Source organism: Desemzia sp. C1 (assembly GCF_020882875.1).
Lineage (GTDB): Bacteria > Bacillota > Bacilli > Lactobacillales > Carnobacteriaceae > Desemzia > Desemzia incerta.
Genome location: NZ_JAJIZP010000003.1, coordinates 864,375 through 885,063, shown reverse-complemented (window position 1 = coordinate 885,063; position 20,689 = coordinate 864,375). Strand labels below are relative to the sequence as shown.

Annotated in this window: 19 protein-coding genes; 10 read left to right on the top strand and 9 right to left on the bottom strand. The window is 35.8% G+C overall.

The window, feature by feature from the left end; all coding sequences use genetic code 11:
* Nucleotides 1–8: 8 nt before the first annotated feature.
* From istA to LMF32_RS04700, 3 genes are all read left to right on the top strand, one after another.
* Complete coding sequence (gene istA / locus LMF32_RS04710; protein ID WP_230523700.1) at nucleotides 9–1,247, top strand: IS21 family transposase; 1,239 nt, start codon at nucleotides 9–11, stop codon at nucleotides 1,245–1,247.
* Entirely contained in the window at nucleotides 1,237–1,974 is a 738-nt protein-coding gene (gene istB, locus LMF32_RS04705; protein WP_047927680.1) for an IS21-like element helper ATPase IstB, read from the top strand. Before istA ends, istB begins: the two co-directional genes overlap by 11 nt.
* An 85-nt stretch (nucleotides 1,975–2,059) precedes the next feature.
* On the top strand, nucleotides 2,060–2,605 hold the full coding sequence (locus LMF32_RS04700) for an IS3 family transposase (RefSeq protein ID WP_230524020.1): 546 nt from the start codon (nucleotides 2,060–2,062) through the stop codon (nucleotides 2,603–2,605).
* 256 nt (nucleotides 2,606–2,861) lie between these two features.
* On the opposite strand, the gene LMF32_RS04695 is transcribed toward LMF32_RS04700, so the two are convergent.
* From LMF32_RS04695 to LMF32_RS04660, 8 genes are all read right to left on the bottom strand, one after another.
* Complete coding sequence (locus LMF32_RS04695; RefSeq protein ID WP_230524019.1) at nucleotides 2,862–3,887, bottom strand: serine hydrolase; 1,026 nt, start codon at nucleotides 3,885–3,887, stop codon at nucleotides 2,862–2,864.
* A 162-nt stretch (nucleotides 3,888–4,049) separates the two neighbouring features.
* Nucleotides 4,050–4,877, bottom strand: a complete 828-nt coding sequence (locus tag LMF32_RS04690; protein WP_230524018.1) for a sulfurtransferase — start codon at nucleotides 4,875–4,877, stop codon at nucleotides 4,050–4,052.
* Nucleotides 4,878–5,750: 873 nt separating this feature from the next.
* A complete protein-coding gene (locus LMF32_RS04685) occupies nucleotides 5,751–6,371 on the bottom strand; it encodes a hypothetical protein (RefSeq protein ID WP_230524017.1) in 621 nt (206 codons plus the stop codon).
* Nucleotides 6,361–7,794 (bottom strand): 6-phospho-beta-glucosidase, encoded by a 1,434-nt coding sequence (locus LMF32_RS04680; protein ID WP_230524016.1) that lies wholly within the window; start codon nucleotides 7,792–7,794, stop codon nucleotides 6,361–6,363. Before LMF32_RS04680 ends, LMF32_RS04685 begins: the two co-directional genes overlap by 11 nt.
* Before the next feature lie 94 nt (nucleotides 7,795–7,888).
* Nucleotides 7,889–8,629 (bottom strand): MurR/RpiR family transcriptional regulator, encoded by a 741-nt coding sequence (locus LMF32_RS04675; RefSeq protein ID WP_230524015.1) that lies wholly within the window; start codon nucleotides 8,627–8,629, stop codon nucleotides 7,889–7,891.
* Between the two features lie 643 nt (nucleotides 8,630–9,272).
* On the bottom strand, nucleotides 9,273–9,557 hold the full coding sequence (locus tag LMF32_RS04670) for a type II toxin-antitoxin system YoeB family toxin (protein ID WP_188205484.1): 285 nt from the start codon (nucleotides 9,555–9,557) through the stop codon (nucleotides 9,273–9,275).
* Nucleotides 9,557–9,805 carry a type II toxin-antitoxin system Phd/YefM family antitoxin gene (locus LMF32_RS04665; protein ID WP_188205485.1) on the bottom strand — a complete coding sequence of 83 codons (249 nt, stop codon included), beginning with the start codon at nucleotides 9,803–9,805 and terminating at the stop codon, nucleotides 9,557–9,559. The genes LMF32_RS04670 and LMF32_RS04665 overlap by 1 nt, the downstream gene beginning before the upstream one ends.
* Before the next feature lie 292 nt (nucleotides 9,806–10,097).
* On the bottom strand, nucleotides 10,098–11,135 hold the full coding sequence (locus tag LMF32_RS04660; RefSeq protein WP_230524014.1) for a putative sulfate exporter family transporter: 1,038 nt from the start codon (nucleotides 11,133–11,135) through the stop codon (nucleotides 10,098–10,100).
* Between the two features lie 111 nt (nucleotides 11,136–11,246).
* On the opposite strand from LMF32_RS04660, the gene LMF32_RS04655 reads away from it, so the two are divergent.
* Nucleotides 11,247–12,131: a LysR family transcriptional regulator gene (locus LMF32_RS04655; RefSeq protein WP_230524013.1), complete on the top strand. Its 885-nt coding sequence runs from the start codon at nucleotides 11,247–11,249 to the stop codon at nucleotides 12,129–12,131.
* Nucleotides 12,132–12,716: 585 nt separating this feature from the next.
* A complete protein-coding gene (locus tag LMF32_RS04650) occupies nucleotides 12,717–13,496 on the top strand; it encodes an SPFH domain-containing protein (protein WP_230525078.1) in 780 nt (259 codons plus the stop codon).
* Nucleotides 13,497–13,707: 211 nt separating this feature from the next.
* On the opposite strand, the gene LMF32_RS04645 is transcribed toward LMF32_RS04650, so the two are convergent.
* Complete coding sequence (locus LMF32_RS04645; RefSeq protein ID WP_230524012.1) at nucleotides 13,708–14,502, bottom strand: hypothetical protein; 795 nt, start codon at nucleotides 14,500–14,502, stop codon at nucleotides 13,708–13,710.
* 410 nt (nucleotides 14,503–14,912) lie between these two features.
* Between LMF32_RS04645 and LMF32_RS13575 the strand changes: the two genes are divergently transcribed.
* The 5 genes from LMF32_RS13575 to LMF32_RS04630 all read left to right on the top strand — a co-directional run bounded on the left by LMF32_RS13575 (nucleotide 14,913) and on the right by LMF32_RS04630 (nucleotide 20,655).
* A complete protein-coding gene (locus LMF32_RS13575) occupies nucleotides 14,913–15,044 on the top strand; it encodes a hypothetical protein (protein ID WP_262926741.1) in 132 nt (43 codons plus the stop codon).
* 649 nt (nucleotides 15,045–15,693) lie between these two features.
* Nucleotides 15,694–16,965 (top strand): group II intron reverse transcriptase/maturase, encoded by a 1,272-nt coding sequence (gene ltrA / locus LMF32_RS04640; RefSeq protein ID WP_242597331.1) that lies wholly within the window; start codon nucleotides 15,694–15,696, stop codon nucleotides 16,963–16,965.
* Between the two features lie 971 nt (nucleotides 16,966–17,936).
* Entirely contained in the window at nucleotides 17,937–18,071 is a 135-nt protein-coding gene (locus LMF32_RS13570; protein WP_262926740.1) for a hypothetical protein, read from the top strand.
* Between the two features lie 230 nt (nucleotides 18,072–18,301).
* Complete coding sequence (locus LMF32_RS04635) at nucleotides 18,302–19,369, top strand: IS4 family transposase (RefSeq protein ID WP_188205282.1); 1,068 nt, start codon at nucleotides 18,302–18,304, stop codon at nucleotides 19,367–19,369.
* Between the two features lie 398 nt (nucleotides 19,370–19,767).
* A complete protein-coding gene (locus tag LMF32_RS04630) occupies nucleotides 19,768–20,655 on the top strand; it encodes a DegV family protein (protein ID WP_072693701.1) in 888 nt (295 codons plus the stop codon).
* Nucleotides 20,656–20,689 lie beyond the last annotated feature (34 nt).

Genomic DNA, 20,689 nt, shown 5'->3' with positions numbered 1-20,689 from the left:
GAATAGGAATGAGAAGAGATATCAGAGAAGGAGTGAAAAAACATATGATTGATGGCATAAAGCCCAATTATACTGCGTTAGCGGAACAATACGGATGTGACTATCGTACGGTTAAAGCAGCGTATGAAGAAGCGTTACAAGGTAATAAACCTAAAACAAGGAGGACATATCCGAGTAAATTAGATTCATTCAAACAAATCATAGATATTAAGTTAGAAGATCAATGTACCGCTAAAAGTATCTTCAAATTCATACAAAAGAAAGGGTTCGATGGGAGTTACAGTCTTGTTAGAGACTATTGCCGAGAAGTGAAAAAAGAACGGATACAGAAAGCAACGGTACGCGTCGAATATACGCCTGGTCTTTCAGCACAAATCGATTGGAAAGAAGAAATGCGACTGATAAGCAGTCAGGGAGAAGTCTTCCGCTTTAATATTTTCCTTTATATATTGCCCTACTCAAAGAAGAAATTTATTACGCTTACCTTTGATCGTAAACAAGATACATTGTTTGAGTGCATGAATGATGCCTTTTATCACACCGGTGGTGTTCCAGAAGAAATATGGTTCGATAATATGAAAACTGTCGTCGACCGGTCACGAACTCAATTCTCTCAGGTTCATTTAAACGATCGCTTCTATTCTTTTAGTAAAGATGCAGGGTTCAGAACAATGGTCTGTCGTCCTTTTCGCCCCCAAACAAAAGGCAGCGTAGAAGCTCTCGCCAGAACAATGGACCGGTTACGGGTTTACAATCATGAATTTTATGATTCGACAGACCTCATTCGAATCGTTGACGAACTTTGTGATGAATTAAATTCGGAAGTGTCTCAAGCAACGGACGAGATTCCTGATATACTTTGGAAAATTAATGAAAAAGAGCACCTCCATAAGCTAAAAGATGACTTGTTAAATCCTTATTTTGAAGACTCTATTCGCCGTAAAGTCACAAAGGAAGCAATGGTCATTTTCCGCAAATGTAGGTACTCTGTAGACCCTCGTTATATCGGAAAAGAAGTTGACTTGGATCTTTCCGAAAACGAAGAGTACGTGCACATTTATTATAACGGAGAACAGATTCGTTCGCACCCACTTACCACAAAAAGATTGAACTATAACCAAGAAGATTTGGTTCAGATACTTAAATCAGATGTCATGAGCCACAAAGAAGAAGATGACATCCAAGAACATATTAAACGAAGTTTAAAGCAATATGATTTACTGGAGGTGCCTTCGAATGAGCAGTAACTATCAAAAGCTATTAAATAATCTAGAGGCCTTGAATTTAAAACATATGAGAGAATATGTGCCAAACTATATTGAAATTGCCAATCGGGATGAGCTTTCTTTAACAGAAGCTCTTCTAGAATTAACTAATCAAGAATTAGACTTTCAAACGAATCAGACTGTGGAACGTGTCATCCAGCGCGCACACTTTCCCAAACGGACATCACTTGAAGAATTTGATTTCAACTTTCAACCAAGCGTTAACAAAAAAGAGATTCTAGACTTGAAACATATGGCTTTTATGGAGAAAAAAGAAAACTTAGTTTTCATTGGAAACCCTGGTGTAGGGAAAACACACCTTGTCATTGCATTAGGCATTGAAGCATGTCATCAAGGCTACCGTACGCTGTTTATCAGTTGTCATGAATTACTTTTACGTCTTCGTTCTGCCTTTGAAAAAGGGACCGTCGATCGTGTTCTGAAACGATATGCCAAATATGATCTTTTGATCATTGATGAAATAGGTTATTTACCAATTCAAAAAGTTGAAGCTAACCTCTTCTTTCAACTATTAACGATGCGTTACGAAAAAAAATCAACAATGATTACGACAAATATTATCTTATCTCGATGGGGGGAGCTATTTCAGAATTCTGAAATAGCCGCCGCCATTCTTGATCGTCTGGTTCACCATGTTAAAGTCTTCAAGATTACTGGAAAATCATATCGTATGAAAGGGAAAATATAAATGGACTTCTAAATTAGACTGTCAAAAACCTACATTTTTATTCTGTCATAAACCTACAATTTTATACTGTCCTTGACATAAGAGAATGGCGAAAGCTACTAAAGAACACCAGACTGTTGAGAATAAGTTGGAACGTCATTTTGATCAAGGAATAGCTCATAAAGTTCTCTTAACAAATATCACTTATTTACCTGGAGTTGATGGGTTCATAGGTTATTTATCAACTATTAATGACGGTACGACAAAAGAGGTGCTCTCTCATTATGTGTCTGATAACCTAAAACTTGATATTTCTTTAAATTCTGTTGATTTATTAATGAGCGCCCACGGCGCAACGCTATACGCAGATGCCTTTATCCATTCAGACCAAGGTGTCCATTACACTAGTCCAAAGTTTCATAAAAAGTTGGCAGATAATCAGTTAGGCCAGTCCATGTCCAGAAGAGGTAATTGTTGTGATAACGCTCCACAAGAGTCGTTCTTTGAGCATTTGAAAGATGAAATAAAATATAAAGATTGTACAAATTTAGAAGAATTGCGAACAATTGTAGGTGACTACATTGACTATTATAATAATGAACGCGGACAATGGAATCTAAAAAAATTGCCCCCTGCTCAATACAGGAAGTAATTTTTTATGGGTGTTGCATAGGGTCTTTTTTTTTTAATGTCCTTGATATAGGGTCCATTTCAATATCTCAATAAAGACCAATCACCTTTATTCAACTTAAGGTGCATTGAAAGGAGTGTAATATTATTCCGTTAGGTTAAGTGCATTGTTATGAGGAATAAAACATTTGAAGGAGAGGGAACTGTATTTAAGTCCTTATTTTTGCCAACACATTAAAAAATCAGGACTAATCACAGAATCAGCCCTGATTGACACTCTAGTTATTCACTATTAAACGCTCTATTTCCTTCAGCATCTCATAAGCACCTTCTGAATGATTGGAGCAAACAATGATGGTAAGATCTTGATCTGGATAATAAACAGCACGATAATTTACTCCTGGGTCATAACCCATTTGTATATACTTTACGACGCCCTGTTCATTTGATTCCATGTACCCAACATAACCGTAAAAGATGTCTTCTACAACGTTTTCTTGAGGAGTCAATAACAGGCGAGTCATTTCTTCTGATAACAACTTCCCATTCATTAATGCTTCCCAAAATATGCCCATATCAGTTGCGGTAACATAGGCACCACCATCAGGTCCGCCTTTGGCAGGTAGAGAATAAATATTTGATTTCCACGTACCATCAGGTTTTTCTATATACCCGAGCGAAGTGCTTTCAGGCAGTTCATCCATTGAGAAGTATCCTGAACCAGTCATACCAGCTGTTTGAAAGATGTTTTTTTCGATATAGCCACTGAAACTCATCCCACTAACAGACTCAATAACAAGTCCCAAAATAATAAAGCCCGTATTATTGTATTCAAAAGGACTTCCTACTTTGTCTTGCATTTTTTCATACTGGAACATGGGCAAAAAATCTTCGGCACAGCGAACACGATACATTGGCACGCTTTCCCAAAGCACTTCATAATCATCCATTTCATCTTCATCGAAATAATCTGGAACACCAGAAGTATGCGTTAGTAGATGGTGTATGGTAATGTCTTTATCAAAATGCGGGAAATCAATATCCAAACAATCAATGATTTTCGTGTCAAACGTGAGTTTTCCTTCTTCGACCAACTTGCAAATCGCAATAGACGTAAAAATCTTACTGCCAGATGCAATTGAAAAACGAGTATGCGGTTGATTTGCAATTTTATCAGAGCGGTTAGCATGGCCAAAGCCCTCTGTAATGATTGTTTTACCACTCTTACGAACATGGATGCTCCCAGAGAATTGAAGTTCCTGTTGTTTTTCAATCAAACTAGTTCTGTTGATTTGATGAGCCATTATTTATTCCTCCTGAATGTGTTTTTTGCAAAAAATTCGATGCATGTTAAAACACATTCTCTTACCTTCTTCACAGTTGATAACGAATCATAGCTATCTCCTCCTTTATTATTTTGAGCATAGCATTTAGCTTAAGCGCTATCAATAATAAACCATTGTTTTTTAGTCTTTTACCACTTGATTGTTTTCGTAACTGACCCAGTCACTGTAGCCTCCTGGATATAACCTCGGTTTCAAGCCAGCTTCTTCCATAAACAACATATTTACTGTCCCGGTTATTCCAGATCCGCAATGAACAATAATATCCTCATACTCCTCCAGAGATTTGAACTTTTCATTTATATTTTTGATGTCTGCTATAGTACCTTCATTAACCAACTCCATCCAAGGATAGTTTAAAGCACTAGGAATGTGTCCAGGCAATCTATCTAAGGGTTCCACTTGTCCAGAATACCGTTCGTACGCTCTGGAATCGATTATGGCTGTTTGTTCTAAGTCAACAGCAGTCTTTACTTCAGAGAATTCTGCAATCATGGATTCATTTAAATTCAAGCTTAAAGTCCCAGAAGATTGCGGTTCTACAATATCAGTAGTCATTTCTAACCCATTATCGACCCATTGTTTTATACCGCCTTCTAATAAAAACACTTTAGCTTTGCCAGCATATTTTAACAACCACCACAATCTGCCTGCCATTGCCAGTTTCCCATCATCATAAATGATAACTGTGGAAGAATCAGAAATACCTAGCTGCATCATTTCCTTAATAAATACTTCCATATCTGGTAAAGGATGCCGACCGCCATGTTCGCTAACTTTTCCAGTCATTGTATCTTCTAAAGAGACGAATTGAGCTCTTTTGAGGTGTCCTTTTTTGTATTGATTATATCCGGCTTTTGGATCATTTAATTCTGCACGAGCATCAAGTAAGATTAAGTTATCATTTGAATAATTTTCTAATAACCATGATTGTGTAACGAAATTTTTCATAAAATCCTCCTGAATTAACAATTTTTTTAGAAAAAGAAGAGACATAGAATTTTCATTTTATTCCCGACTGCTTTTTTTATCAGGTTTAGCAGTAAATGTAAGTATCAAAACCATAAAAATAGGTAATAAACTCCATAAAAAGAATTTCCAATTAGATGTTAGTAAAGACAATACTAAAAAACCAACAAGTGTAGCAATTGAAATAGAAACAGTACGTTTTCGATATTTGTTCATCCTCTACACACTTTTCAAACAATTAGAGTATTTTGCATTCAGTTCAAACCTATTCTGATTAAGATTCCTCGCATCTCTATGATAACATCAATACTTTTTTATTTAAAATAAGGTTATTTTGAACCCAATCAAAAGCATTGTAGCCATCTAAATTCACTATGTTTAGTATGTTCACACAAATTATTGTCGTAGCTATTTTTAAATGTGTCAATTCGGCAGTTCAACTAATCAATGTGCAACGAACGATTAACTTCTCCAGATGGTTTACTGTAAGCAAATAAGAAGTACTCAGAATTTTGTGTGCCATTTGCATCTTAAACAAACCGTAAAGCTGATTTTTCATATAAGGCTGATACTGCTTCAAAATAAGATGAATAGCCTTTGCATTTTCATATTGAGCAAATTGGATAACTGAGAGAGATAAGAACTGATTAATAAAAAAACAGAAGGATAGAAGAGCTTATTCATGCTCTTCTATCCCTCTGTTTCAGTTTTTAATTCTTTTAATGCTAAGCTCCGTCTATATTGCACTGTACTTCGAATCATATTTAATGTTTATCCAATCTTTTGATCCATCATTTCTAGAAAGTAAGATAATAACATGATTTTTTGTTTAGTATCAGAAAATTTTTAAGCGCATTACTTAAATATCGTGTACTTACTCTTTTGTAAAGACGTATTAATTAAATTATACGTAGTGTTTAGAATGTAACCAATCAGAAATACGGAGATTAAAGGACCAATAATAAGATGCTGATTAAGCAACCAAGCAATAATAAAGAGACACAAATCTCCTAAACTTCTAATCAATCCAATTGAGCTGTTCGTGGCCTTACTAATCCAAAAAACACATGCATCATAAGGCACTTTCCCTAGATTTGCACTAGTATAGATACCGGCTCCAATCCCAAGTAATAAAATACCTATAATTAAGAAAAGAAAGTTGCCCGGATTACTGAGTCCTTGGTTTAATATATATTCGGCAGTTGCTCCAACAATATAAGGCTGGAGAATACTCCCAATACCTAATTGAGCGCGGTCATAAATTAAAGGTGGAATCAGCATTAGTAAAGTGATGATCATATTGGCTTGATTTAAAGATAAATTAGTATGAAGTGAAATACCCTGCCAGACCCAAGAAAGAGAATCACTCCCATAACCTGTTGATATGGATAATGAAACTCCCAAGCCCATGACTAAAGATCCGAATAAAAGAAGAAAGAAACGAAATAATGAGGTTAGATTAAATTTATTTTTCATTTAAATTTTCACCGTTATTTTTAATTACTTCTTGATACCAATAAAAAGATTTTTTCGGAATACGTCTGAATGTTCCTTTACCGGAATTATCTCGGTCAACATAAATAAAACCATAGCGCTTAGCCATTTCACCAGTTCCATTAGAAATAGAATCAATACATGCCCATGATGTATAGCCGATTAATTCGACACCATCTAGAGTGATTGCGTCAGACATGGCTTTGATATGTTCTTTATGGTATTCAATTCTATAATCATCATGAATCTCATCATTTTCTGTTAAATTATCGACAGCTCCTAAACCATTCTCTACAACAAACATAGGTTTGTTGTAACGATCATAAATTTCATTGATTGTAATTCGAAATCCTAGTGGATCAATCTGCCAACCCCATTCGCTAGTTTCTAAATAAGGATTGATTTCTGAAGCGAAAATATTGCTTTCAGTTTGATTCGCAGCATCAGGTTGGGCACTGCTTACTCTTGAAGAATAATAAGAAAAGCTGATAAAATCTACAGTGTGGTCTCTTAAAACTTCAATATCACCGTCTTTAATAGGAAGAGTGAGATTTTGTTGTTCGATTTGTTTTAAGTAATAATTAGGGTAGCTTCCTCTTACTTGGACATCTGAAAACATATAGCTTTCACGTGAATCTTGGATAGATTTCCATACATCTTCTGGACGCGGCGTCTGAGCATAATAACTTCCAGCAGCCAGCATACATCCAATTTGAAAATCTGGGTTTATTTTTTTAGCAAGCTGAGTTGCTTTAGAGCTGGCGACTAATTGATGATGGATCACATCAGTTGTAATCTGCTCTCTATTATCCTCTGGTTTAAAAGTTAAGCCCGTTGCTACAAAGGGGAAATGTAAGACCATATTGATTTCATTAAAAGTAAGCCAATATTTGACATAATCTTTATAATGATTAAACAACGTTTCGGTGAATTTTAAATAAAAATCAATAGTTTGGCGATTCTTCCATCCACCATATTCGTCAACCAAATGCATAGGGATATCAAAATGATTGATAGTTACTAAGGGTTCGATATTATATTTTCGACATTCTTTAAAGACATTCAGATAGTAATCAAGACCTAACGGGTTAGGTTTTGATTCATTTCCCTTAGGATAAATTCTTGACCAAGAGAGTGATAATCGATAGACTTTGAATCCCATTTGGGCCATCAGTGCAATATCCTCTTTGTAATGGTGATAATGGTCAATGGCGACTCTTGATGGAAAGAAAGCATCCTCTGGTAAAGATTTAGGGTCCAAGTTTCCTGTACCTACTTGGAAACGTAAATCCCCGTATGGCATATAATCTAGATTTGATGGGCCTCGTCCATTAATATCGTAAGCACCTTCTGTTTGATTCGCAGCGGTTGCTCCGCCCCATAAAAAATTGTTTGGAAATGACATGTATATTCCTCCTTGCTCTTATCACAAAGTATAAGGGATATGTTGCTAATCAAAAAGGAAGTTTCTTTAAAAGAAACTTCCTTGACGAACAAGCTTAATAGGTTTGCTTTAAATTGAGAATTAATAAATCAATAACGTATTTGAAGAAGTAGGCATTGAATTGTCCATATTGTATGGGAACATGCAACTGTTGCCCTTTGAATTTTATATTACTTTGACAACTTATGAGCCATTTTGTTCCATTCGTTTCCTCGAGTCTCTTCACTACTCGTTTGTCGTACTTGAAAGTATTGCCGTCAATACTGAGTACTAATAATAAATCATCGTCGCTAATATCGTAGGAATGTTGAAAATCAACATCGCAAATAATAACATTCATGTTAATCACTTGTAGTTCTGTTTGGATCTGATGGCAGAGGTAGCGCGCATCGCCTTGAGCAAATACAAATATAGTGCTTGCAGAAGTAAGCTGTTCAGTTAATAACTCCAGGTGATTATAGTCTAACAAACTTGTTAAAAAGTTAAGAAAGTGAATCATAGTATCTGTAAAGTTTAGAATAGTATCTTTCATATTATTAGATTCTTTCGAATCGTGACGGCGTCTCTCTAAGGATTCAAGGTATTCTAAGCAAGCGTCTTTAAAGTCAATGTAAGTTTTATAGTCTAAATATCTGACATATTTAGAAATTTGACTTTTTGATACAAAGGTTCTAATAGCAACCTCATCCATTGTAATATAAGGAATCTCATGAATATGCTCTTGAAAGAATAAGCTTAATATATAGAAAGTCGAATTTTTTTTATAGGAATTTGTCACATCATTTAGTCTATCCATTATCAATCGTATCAGTCCTTTATAAAGTGAAGTTAAAACAGAGAGAATAAATAGCTCAATAAGTGGCTAAGGGTTTATTCAAAAGTACATCAAAGGAATCATAATCGTGATGGTAAGCGTTGGTATCTTGAATTGTTCAGGATGGATGCGTTCTTTTCCTATAAATCAGACATTCTTCTTTGACTGAATTGATATTTTTTCGTGTACTGATTAAAGACCGCTATCGCTTAACGAGATGTAGGAGTGAGATTTTTTAATTTATAAACGGAAACTATTTATCTAGGATGATTTTTGTTTAATAAACAGCCACGTCGTTAGCCATTTTGTAATGGTCTTAGATATGTCATTCACTCCCATTATAAAGGCTTTTTTTATGCCATGGAACGGTTAAAATTTTAATGCTACGCCGGTGGTAATTAGCTACTTAAACGATAAAAATATGTTATAGGTTAAGAAAAAAGCTATTTATAACTTTCAACACACTATTTTATATAAAATCATGTATTGAGAATTTTATTAGTTTAAGGTTCTTTTTTTGTTTCAAAAGGGGAAACCCTAATAGAATCAGGAATACTCTCGTACATTACCCTACTCATATGATAGGATTCCAAATAAGTAATAATGAGAAGAACATACACCAGTATCAGATAGGTATGTTCTTCTCATAGTGAGACCATGCTGTCCATATTGTCACAGTCTTTTCCTTCTTATCAATTGTAAACACAACTCTATGCTGTCCATTGATTCTCATTGAATGGATTTTCTTGTGTTTTGGCTGAAGAACTTCATTTCTCCTGACCTGCTCAAAAGGATTCTTTCTTAGTATTTCAACTATTTCATCATAGTCACCTTTTAGACCAGCTTTTTCTAATAATGGAATGTGCTTCTTTTTGACTTCTTTATATTGTCTTATTTTCCAATCTGTCATTAAATTTCCTCGAAATCGTCTTCAGTTGAATTTTCCATTGCATCTAACACATAACTCAATGTGCCAGTTCTTTCCAAGTACAATTCTTCTTGCATTTTATCATATTCTCTTTTAGAGAGTAAGACTACACCATCATTTGAACCATTCTTCGCATTTAAAGTGATTTCTAAAGTTGCGTTTTCAGTTGATATCTTGTTTAAAGTGTTGAACATGTCTTTTCTGAAGTTTGTTGGTGTGATTATATCCATCTTTTCTCAACTCCTTTTTCTCTATATGTACATTATAGTGTACATATAGAGAAAAATCAACTAATACTCTTAAATAAGTATCGACTTTGATACTATTAGTATAGTCGGTTAATAGGTATCAAATAGTGTTCTAATACTTACTCTCCCAATGGTTGCAGCTACTTTATAGAGTGAGAAATGAATACTTATTATTACTCTTGTTAGATACTTGGGGTAAGACTCGGTGCACTGTATGCTTTCTAGAGAGTATCATCAATCAGCCGCTGCTTTTTTTGAAATATTGTATTCTAAACTAGAACAGCCAAAAAATCAAACTAATTGCTAGAATAACTTGGAAGCAGCCAATCAGTAAGCCATATAACATGGTACGAGGCCCTTCTTTCAAGATATCAGAGAACTTGACCTGAAGACCAATTGCAGCTAAAGCGGTAATCTCAAATTGATTACTGATGACTTCGGAACTATGGATCATAAAGGAAGGTAAGGGTAGAAAACTTCTAAGCAAGAACAAAATGAAAAATCCTGCAATAAACCAGGGAATAGTCATTAGGCTTGCATTTTTTTCCAAATCAGCAGATATTGGATCAACTGCTGATTTAGAAAATAGCGGTTCTTCCTCTTTAGTGTTTAATTTACTGAAAGATAAGGCTACTCCGATGATAAGGAGGACTCTCATAAGTTTGAATACTATAGACAAATTAGTAACGTCCATACTCACCAATTTAGCTGAAGCAACGACTTGTCCTATGGATTGGACCGTTCCTCCAATCAAGGCTGATGTTTGAACGACTTCGTTGTGGTACAGAACAGAAGCGAGAATAGGCAGTGAGACCATCAATATGGTTCCTGTTACATTAACTATAGTGATGGACATAGCTTTATCTTTCTTGTCAGCATCGATCACTGGAGAAACGGTCCCGATAGCAGAAGAACCGCAGACTGCATTGCCGGCACCCATCAACAAAGACATTTTTTTATTAAACTTCATAGTTCGACCGATCCAATAAGCGAATAAAATCGTCAAAACCATTTGAAGAATAATAAAAACCAATCCAGTAAAATCAACTTGCTTGATGATTTGAAAATCTAAAATTATTCCATTTAACACGATCGACCATTCTAAGAGAGATTTTTCAGAAAATTTAGTTCCTTTTTTAAAATAAGGCTTGTTTAAAAAAGTATTTCCTAACAAAATTCCTAAAAAAATTGCGATCAGTGCTGCGCCTAAATTTGGCAGAAGGGCAGATAAATACTGGCTTATTAATGATATCAAAACACTGATTAGTAGCCCGGGCAAAATAGAATAGCTTTTTTTTAATTTTGCGAGCATGTTAAACCTCCTCCAAATATTTATAGTATTATAATATATCGAAGATTGTATAAAATAAAATAATCATTTATTATATAATTATAAGAAATTCTTATTTAGGAGTGGCATTAGATGTTAGATTATCGGTACCGAACGTTCCTTACTTTGACAGAAGAAATGAATTACACGACCACAGCCAAAAGATTGCACATTACCCAGCCGGCTGTCACCCAGCATATTCAGTCTTTGCAACAGGAGTTAGGGGTTGAACTGATTCATTATGAAAAGAGAAAATTATCGTTAACCGCTAAAGGAAAAAAGCTGCAAAAGGATCTTTATTTGCTCCAAAGAGAGATCGCTAAGGTCCAAGAACAATTAACTTCTACTGTAGAGCACAATACCCTTGTATTTGGAGCCTCCTTGACGATTGGGGAATACATGATGCCTGGACTCATTGAGTCGTATTTGAACCAGTATCCAGCGCATGATATCTCGATGGTAACAGATAATACCCAACATTTGATCGAATTGATGGAACATGGAAAAATTGATTTTGCGTTCGTAGAAGGAGAATTCAATCAGTCTGTATTTGAATTCCAGAAAATCGTTGAAGAACCGTTTATCGCTGTCTGTTCAGAAAAAAGTTCTTTATGGAAACAAGAACAAAGCATTAACGACTTATTTTCTACACCTCTTCTAGTCCGTGAAGAAGGATCAGGATCACGGCTGATTTTCGAAACAGCCATAAAAAGTAAAGGGATCCACTTAGACAGCTTTTCGAAAGTTATGATGATCGGGAGCATTGGTGCAACTAAAAAATTAGTCGAAAAAAATTTAGGGATCAGTTTTATTTATCAGAGAGCTGTTGAAGAGGAACTCAACAAAGGAATATTGAAAAAGATACCTTTAAGTGATTTTAATGTAATTCATCCGTTTTATTTGATTTATCTAAAAAGGATCCAAGTGAGAGGGATGGAGACAATAAAGAACTTTTTAAAAGTTGCAGAATCAAACTAGACATACCTGATGTACAAGGCAGGTTGAGTTTAACCGCTTTTTTGATTCTAAGCAGCAGAGTTAAAAAATTCAGGTCTTAACAACTTTATGATCAAAGAGTATGAAATTAACCCAATAGGAATTGGGAGTGATGTAGATATCAAAGGCTATATACATAATTCCTTTAATTCTGATTTAGGAAGCAAACATTTATGAAAGAACTAGATTTATATAAAAATGGCTTTCTAGAATCGCGGTAATTAAATTAATTGTTATAATTAATGTTAGATATTTATGGAATCCAGCGTTTTGCTCCATTTCTTTGGTATAATGATTGAGATGATTTTTTACGAGAAGAGACGTGTATATAGAATCAACTCGTAAAAGAGAAAGTATGGCGAAAAGAATACACAGGCTTACAGCAGAAAAGCCTGTGTATTTCTTTTTGTGCATGGCAGTAAACAGTTACACGGGGTGGTTTTGCAAGGGAATAAGTAAGAAGTAGTAATTATTAGATTAGTGATTTAGTTGAAAAAGAGAAAAGAGGACATAGAATTGAACGAGAAAATATACGATAAGAACAGCATCAAAAAAATCAAAGGGTTAATGATTGGTCTTTTAGTCATTATCTTATTAGTGGGCGGATTTTTAGTGTTTTTTGAAAAGATTGAAAATGGTTATGTTGGGGTCCGTTACTCAATGAATGGCGGAGTAAGAGATCAAACGCTAAGCCAAGGGGTTAAATTTGTCGGTTTGGATAAAGTAACACAGTACCCAATTCGCTTACAGACGGTTAAAGCAGAGAAATTGAACTTGGCTACGGAAGATGGAAAAGCTACTCATGTATCGATTACATATGCTTACAAAGTAGATTCAAAAAAGGTTTCTGATGTGTTTAAAGAATTTGGAAGCATTAGTGTAGAAGATATTGAAGCTAACTGGTTGAAAGCCCAATTGTTGAAATCATCGCGTAGTGTTGTTGCTAGATACAGCTTGTTGGATGTGACGGGATCGAAATCGACAGAAGTTCAGCAATCAATTTTAGAAGATTTCACTAAAGCAGTTGAGCCTAAAGGATTCTTGGTAGAAGATGTTGCTTTTGGAGTTCCGGATGTTGATGCGGAAACGCAAAAATCCATTGATGAGATCATCAAAGCTGGTCAAGAAAAAGAAAAAGCTCTCTTAGAAGCTGATACAGCAAAAACAAAAGCGGACAGTTTAGCTTACCAAAAAGTGAAAGCTGCAGAAGCAGAGGCGGAAGCCAATAAAAAATTATCTGAATCAATCACAGAAGAATTGATCAAATTAAAAGAAGTAGAAGCTCGCTTGGAACATGGTTGGGTTGAAGTACAAACGGGTCAAGCAATTGTAGATACTAACGAGTAGGTGATAAAATGGTTTTCTTTTTAGCAAAACTTATTTTCGCAGCGATAGTGGTCCTTTTGATAGGCAGTTTAGTTTCGTTGCTGTTTAAAAAAGAACCTAAACAGGAAGATGATGATTTAGATTTCTAACGGGACTAGCTATAGGACAATTTCATTAACTTAAGAAACCAGCACCCATGTGTCTGATTAGTCGCATGGGCGCTGGTTTAACGTTATTTAATTTTAGACTTAAGGATAAGAAAATGAAGGACGACACCGATATTAGCAGACAAATAAATCATTTGATCGCTAAAAGAGATGTCGCTGAAGAAAAATAAAAGCAGCACTGCCATATTGTACAACAGTTGACTGGAAAATATTCTAGATTGAGCGACACTGTTCCCTTTGTCGTCTTCCATTTTGATACGGGACAATGACCGAAATACGATCAGTGAAAAACAGGGTCCTGCTATCATGAGCAGATCAAACAAATTCAAGAAGTTGACTGGGTTGAAAGATAAGCCGGACATCCAAGTACTTTGGACGATAAACAAGATGAAAGCCAGAATTCCAGCTATCCCTGCAGCTTTTGGTTTCGTTCTCGTTTGCCGGATAAACATCATGGCTAAAGCAAAGAGAAACAAATAGATGCTGTTCTGATAATTGAAAGAGAGAAAAACAGTGAGACCCATTAAGGTGAGTACATCGAAAAGGGTCAAATCTTTGCCTGTGATGCCATTTACTGCTCTCATGTGAAGCACCAGCCATAAGGCGTTAAGGAAGTGAATGGCTTCAAAATCAATTAGCATCGAAAGAGACAAAACAGCCGCTAAGTAGGCGGAATAGTCATATGCCGGATCCAATTCTCTAGAGAATACCCAAGTCAAAAAGAATCCCCCGCCTAGTGAGATTCCTAAGGGGAACTCCCCAAATATTAACCATCCTGCCGCAACTACGATCAATGAAGCGAGTACGATTATGAGATTGGGTTTATAACGCAAATCGATTTTTCTGCCTAATGTAAACATAACAACACTCCGTATAGTGAGAAAATGTACCAAACCAACAGTTAGTAAACAATAGAAAACTAGTGGTTCTTTTCCTTACTATAACAGAATGCACTCCCAATATCCTTAATGGCAGTTACAGGGAGTACATTTGAAATATAAAAAGTGTGAGTTATTCTTGTGCGACATTACTGACATTTCTTAGACAATTTATCTGTTCAGTAAATGAAAATATGTTGTCACATCGCGGTTTATCCTGTATGATTTAGGGAAGAATGTAAACCGGATATTGTGAAGTTGGGCAAAGGATATGGGAAATAATAATGGATGCAAGAAGAAGGTAGTCATTTCTAAAACTTCCATTCATGTAGTTGCCGCTCCTCTTATCTCACTGAGAGTATTTAGTGTTACACCAATGAGGTGGTGGGAAAATGAATTCAAAAGAAAAAATGTTAGAGTTGATCAAAAAGAAACAAGCAGGCGGTGGGAAATCTAAACAAACGACCGATCCAAAAAACGATATGAAAAACATGCGCAAAGGTCCGAAGATCTTTAACAAGTAGTCTGATTTACAATACTTTGAAGATATTAGTCGGTAATTTTATACAATATTTTTTATGAATTGTGATTATTTACAGTTCTGTGGAATATTACAATATTGGGTATCAAGAGAGAATTGCTTATTGCAGTTCTCTTCTTTTGTTCGCCCAGCATGGGCGAACTCTAACGGGTGCAAGTCCCGAATGCGACCTGACAGTGGTAAGCATATAGCTGACGGCAAGGGTGTCCACCGTGAGGTGGAATCTGAAGGAAGCCTAAGGCAAAACTCTGGTCTGACGAACAGAAATCACATAAGAGGTGAGTCGAGTGGATAAGGCTGCGAAAGAAGCTAAAGTCCGATAACTGTCCTAACTCGAAGCATAAATGTGGCAGATAGATGGAGTGAAAGAGTTCGCACCTTAACTGGGGAGGTCTCATGACGTTATACCAAATACACTTAGTGATAAGTGCTTGACTCATGAGAAGTCAGCAGAGGTCGTAGTAGTGAAGACAGCTAGTGAAAGCTAGAAAGAGCGAAGGACCGAACAATTTTATCGTTACAAACATCTTTATTGGAGGCCGCCAAAGACTATTGGCTACGACAGCGTAAAAGTAGATAGCTGCCTTACGAGAGCAGAAAAGGAGTAACAAGCATGCAAGGAAAACAGGACACTGGATAGAATCCTATCCAGAAATAATTTAAACGAAGCCTTTCGACAAGTGGAACGGAATAAAGGTGCCGCAGGCATTGACGGTATGTCTATCGAAGAGGCTAAAGAATATCTTCGTCAGCACAAAGAAGAGCTTATTCAGACTATTCGTCAACGTCACTATCAACCTAAACCTGTCAGAAGAGGAGAAATACCTAAACCATCGGGTGGGGTCAGACTACTGGGTATACCGACAGTGGTTGACCGAGTTATTCAACAAGCGATTGCACAAGTTCTCACACCCATTTTTGACGAACACTTCCACAACAGTAGTTATGGATTCCGTCCAAACCGCAACGCCCATATGGCTATAGCGCAAGGGCTAAGAGATATGAACGAAGGTTATCACTGGATTGTCGACATTGATTTAGAGAAGTTCTTTGACACTGTTAACCATGATCGACTGATGAATCTAGTTTCTCGGAAAATAACCGATGGTGATGTGATATCATTGATTCGGAAATATCTCGTGAGTGGCATTATGGTAAACGGAGAATATGAGGAAAGTCCAGTTGGCACTCCCCAAGGGGGAAACCTCTCGCCATTATTGAGTAATATCCTCTTAAATGAACTCGACCAAGAACTAGAGAGAAGAGGTCTACACTTCGTGCGATACGCAGATGACTGCATTATCCTCGTTAAGAGCGAATTCGCAGCAAGGCGCGTAATGCGTTCGGTTACACGATATATTGAGGAAACTCTGGGTTTAACTGTGAACACGAGTAAATCGAAAATCATTAAACCTAATGACCCAACCTTTAAATTCTTGGGATTTGGATTCTATTGGTCGAAAGCAGATAAAGGCTATCAAGCAAAGCCTCATGCCATATCAATCGAGACGTTTAAATATAAGCTTCATCAGCTAAGCAAGAAAAGCTGGGGCATTGATATGGCTTACCGCATCGTTAAATTGAATCAAGTCATCAGAGGATGGGTGAACTATTTCAAAATAGGAAATATGCACACAAAACTCAAGAAAATAGCGAGTCATCTTCGTTATCGACTGAGGATGTGTATCTGGCACCAATGGAAAACAGCCAAAAATCGAAGAAGAGCCCTCACTAAACTAGGGATGAGCGACTACAACGCCTACATGAATAGCCACAGTTCCAAAGGAACTGCCCGAATAGCCCTGTCCTGGGTTATGACAACCACAGTAACCAATAAGATACTAGCCTTCAAAGGTCTAGTATCTCCAGATAGTTACTATTTAAAACAAAAGCATGTTATATGAAATTGAACCGCCGTATACCGAACGGTACGTACGGTGGTGTGAGAGGACGATAAATAAATTAATTATTTATCTCCTACTCGATTGTATACGAAAGTTGTGGATCTCAATTTTTTGTAACTGTAAGGATATAGTTATTTCTGGATGTAGTATGAAGCTAACGTAGAGAGAGTTATTCAAAATATCAATTCTTTGCTACATTAGTGTAACTCAGAGATGTTTTTGATAGTGCATTATTATTACACAATATATGCGTGACTCCAGTATGGACAAGTGCAAATTCACAAGCTTTGATTCAAGCAGTAAAACAGAATTTAGGAATAAGTGTTTTGCCAAGACAGAAGGTTGAAAAGGAACTTAATAGTGGAGAGATAGTAGAAATAAAAGGAAACCATTTAGAGCTGATAAGTGTGAATCATATTATTTTCAGTAAAGGTAAGTATCAAACAAAACCCTTTAAGAAGTTAATTGAAATTCTTCGCAATGAAGAAATACTTAAAACTCAGAGCAAGAGAATAATGCTATAATTTTATTATTATCTAAGTTATTAATACAAATTAAGGGGAATATAAATGATCCAGATATTTGGTAATGAAAAAAAACAAGTGGCCTATTAATAAAGGCTAATACATTTACTCAATGTTACGTTTTAATTTTTTTATAAATCCATAGTTAAACATAACTTGGAAAAGAAGATGGTTTTATTGACGAATTATAGGCAGCCGATATAATGAATATACAAATGCATGAGTTGTTGCGAAATAAAATTCTTTTGCTGGAAAAACTCCATTCCCAATCGTTCAACTAACAGCGGAAAGAACCGAAAATTAATTAGCAGAAATTGCCGATGTCTACTTGACGTCAACAGTTGTTGTACACAGGTCGTTTAGAACTATTCTGATTTACGAAAAAAATAAACGACTTGGTATCTACTTTAATGTACTGTACAGGTGTTAATTGGATATTTTAAAGTAATGGATAAAATTTTTTTTTTTAGAAAAGTCATGGAAATGGAAAATGCTGAACAATTAGGAATAGATGAAGTTGTCGTTAATGTGATGCTTAGAGATAAATCTAACATAATAAACAAACAAAAAGGAAAAATATAGAGTAACAGCCATAGTGGGAAATAAAATAGTACTGATACAGCAGTAGAAGTGGCTGATTTATTTTTAATGCAGAGTGATTTATCTAAATTAGTAGCATATCATAAAGCCTCTTTAAACTTTTTTCTAACTGTACGCGAAAACCTCATTAATTATTTCATCACTATTGCTAAAATGAATGTATCACATTAGAGTTTATCTAATCCAATGTTGGCGTCAAGTAAGAATCGGCAATTTTTGCGGTTTTTTCCAAACAATTAAGTTTTAACTCACGTCAAGCGATTAAAAACTTTAATCGATACGCAAAGAAATTAACTTTTGATAAAACAATCAGACTCTTTCTCTATGCGATTAATGATGAAACAGAAAGTTTGCGTCATCTTGATCAACAGCTGGTCAATCCACATTTAAAGAAGGCAATAGGGATTGATTCAATAAGTTATTCTCAGTTATCTCGCGCAATAAAAGCATTGGAACCTTCTGTTTTAATGGAGATATTTACTCATTTACTTTCATTTGTGCATAAAAAGACGGCGGTCAAATCAAAAGAAAAGCTGTATTTGATTGACTCATCTACCTTTTCATTTAGCCAAACTTCCTACCCTTGGGCACGTTTTAGATCGACAAAGTCGGGAATAAAATTGCATCTAAAACTTTGTTTTATGAATGAAGGATGGGTTCATCCAGAAGAATTTAAGTTATCTCATGCTTCCGAACACGACCATGATTACTTAGATGTCTTCGTTAATAATACTTTGGCAACCTATGTTTTCGACCGAGGCTATCTTGATTTCGCTCAATTTGATCAGATGAAATGGGACGGGTACTTCTTCGTTTCTCGTATTAAAAAGAATACCGTTGTTCATGTTCAAGCCCATCAAAAAGTGTCTAAAAAGTCTGGTGTAATTAGCGATCAATTGGTTCAATTGGGGAGCACAACCTACCTCACGAGTCTTTTTCGCTTGGTAACGATTGAAAGAAAAAACCAGTCAAACTTACGTATCATAACCAACAGATTTGATCTTTCAGCCGAAGAAATAGGTGAAGTGTATCAGTCAAGGTGGCAGATAGAGCTCTTTTTCAAGCATATCAAACAACACATGACGATTAAGACTTTTTTCTCAAAGTCTGAAAAAGGAGTAGAAAATCAAGTCATTCTGGCTATGATCACCTATTTATTGACGTTACTCGTTAAGCTTGAATTAGGCTTAAAACAGACCCTTTTTCAGATTCTGAGGCATTTACGTGCCCTTTATTATGAATCATTTGATATATTTAAGGAAATCTTCGAGCCGGATTAAGTGAAAGAAGTCGCAATAGGAGTTATCCACAACTGAATACCCACTAAAAATTCTGGAAAAAAGTCATCAGCTGCGCCAGCATTTGAGTCTTTTGTAATTTTTAGTGAAAACCTTTTGTGATAATCGTAACAATTAACAGAAATGGTTATTAAGAAGTTTTATGCAACACTATTGATCTATAACAAACTATACATAAAAGAATTGTTGGAAAGGGGATATAGACCAGCACCTGAATTTGAAGTAGCTGTTTCAAGTTACGTTAACAGTTGAGAACTTATTATTTAGAGCAATACATATAGGAAAACAGAGTAGATGCGTCTACTCTGTTTTCATTTTCACTTTACTTTTTGGGTAGGTTAGATTAGTATGACAGAAAGAAGTTAAAAGGAGAGCTGATTATGAGCAATTATATTATTACAAGCAGTTCTACAGCAGATATGCCATTAGAATACTTTGAAAAAAGAAATATTCCATACGTTCCCTTTCATTTTATGATAGATGGAAAAGAATATCCCGATGACTTAGGTCAATCCATATCATTTGAAGATTTCTACCAAAGAATATCTGAAGGATCTATGCCTACGACATCTCAAGTAAATGTGGGCCAGTTTGTAGATTTCTTTACCCCTTTCTTAGAAGAAGGTAAGGATATTCTTCATATTGAGTTTTCATCTGGCTTATCAGGTACGTATAACTCAGCCACAATAGCTAGAGAACAATTATTAGAAGACTTTCCAGACCGAAAGATTGAAGTCGTTGACTCTTTGGCTGCATCCGGGGGATATGGATTATTACTTGACTATGCAGTGGACAAAAAAGAAGAAGGGGCCACACTGGAAGAAGTGAGAGACTGGGTGGAAGAAAATAAATTAAATGTCAACCACTGGTTCTTCTCTACAGATTTAACTCACTACAAACGTGGGGGACGTATATCTGCAACCTCTGCCTTTTTCGGTGGCATGCTAAATATTGCTCCTCTTTTAAACATGAATAACAAAGGGGAACTGACACCTCGTAAAAAAATTCGAGGTAAAAAACAGGTCATCAAAGAAATGGTTAAAAAGATGGAAGAACAAGCTGTTAATGGGACGGATTACGATGGGAAATGCTTTATCACCCACTCCGCAGTGTACAATGATGCCTTAAAAGTAGCCGATGCAATCGAACAATCCTTCCCTGCACTTATAGGAAAAGTGGAAATCAATAGTGTTGGAACAGTTATTGGTTCTCATACAGGGCCAGGAACAGTTGCTTTATTTTTCATGGGAGATAAACGAGTAGACTAATCCAATCGAAACACCTTCTTTATTTTAAGAGGGT

What these genes read in the sequence shown, in the direction of transcription:
- istA (WP_230523700.1), top strand. Translation starts at nt 9, where the DNA reads ATGAGAAGAGATATCAGAGAAGGAGTGAAAAAACATATGATTGATGGC.
- istB (WP_047927680.1), top strand. Translation starts at nt 1,237, where the DNA reads ATGAGCAGTAACTATCAAAAGCTATTAAATAATCTAGAGGCCTTGAAT.
- LMF32_RS04700 (WP_230524020.1), top strand. Translation starts at nt 2,060, where the DNA reads ATGGCGAAAGCTACTAAAGAACACCAGACTGTTGAGAATAAGTTGGAA.
- LMF32_RS04695 (WP_230524019.1), bottom strand. Translation starts at nt 3,887, where the DNA reads ATGGCTCATCAAATCAACAGAACTAGTTTGATTGAAAAACAACAGGAA.
- LMF32_RS04690 (WP_230524018.1), bottom strand. Translation starts at nt 4,877, where the DNA reads ATGAAAAATTTCGTTACACAATCATGGTTATTAGAAAATTATTCAAAT.
- LMF32_RS04685 (WP_230524017.1), bottom strand. Translation starts at nt 6,371, where the DNA reads ATGAAAAATAAATTTAATCTAACCTCATTATTTCGTTTCTTTCTTCTT.
- LMF32_RS04680 (WP_230524016.1), bottom strand. Translation starts at nt 7,794, where the DNA reads ATGTCATTTCCAAACAATTTTTTATGGGGCGGAGCAACCGCTGCGAAT.
- LMF32_RS04675 (WP_230524015.1), bottom strand. Translation starts at nt 8,629, where the DNA reads ATGGATAGACTAAATGATGTGACAAATTCCTATAAAAAAAATTCGACT.
- LMF32_RS04670 (WP_188205484.1), bottom strand. Translation starts at nt 9,557, where the DNA reads ATGACAGATTGGAAAATAAGACAATATAAAGAAGTCAAAAAGAAGCAC.
- LMF32_RS04665 (WP_188205485.1), bottom strand. Translation starts at nt 9,805, where the DNA reads ATGGATATAATCACACCAACAAACTTCAGAAAAGACATGTTCAACACT.
- LMF32_RS04660 (WP_230524014.1), bottom strand. Translation starts at nt 11,135, where the DNA reads ATGCTCGCAAAATTAAAAAAAAGCTATTCTATTTTGCCCGGGCTACTA.
- LMF32_RS04655 (WP_230524013.1), top strand. Translation starts at nt 11,247, where the DNA reads ATGTTAGATTATCGGTACCGAACGTTCCTTACTTTGACAGAAGAAATG.
- LMF32_RS04650 (WP_230525078.1), top strand. Translation starts at nt 12,717, where the DNA reads ATGATTGGTCTTTTAGTCATTATCTTATTAGTGGGCGGATTTTTAGTG.
- LMF32_RS04645 (WP_230524012.1), bottom strand. Translation starts at nt 14,502, where the DNA reads ATGTTTACATTAGGCAGAAAAATCGATTTGCGTTATAAACCCAATCTC.
- LMF32_RS13575 (WP_262926741.1), top strand. Translation starts at nt 14,913, where the DNA reads ATGAATTCAAAAGAAAAAATGTTAGAGTTGATCAAAAAGAAACAAGCA.
- LMF32_RS13570 (WP_262926740.1), top strand. Translation starts at nt 17,937, where the DNA reads ATGGATAAAATTTTTTTTTTTAGAAAAGTCATGGAAATGGAAAATGCT.
- LMF32_RS04630 (WP_072693701.1), top strand. Translation starts at nt 19,768, where the DNA reads ATGAGCAATTATATTATTACAAGCAGTTCTACAGCAGATATGCCATTA.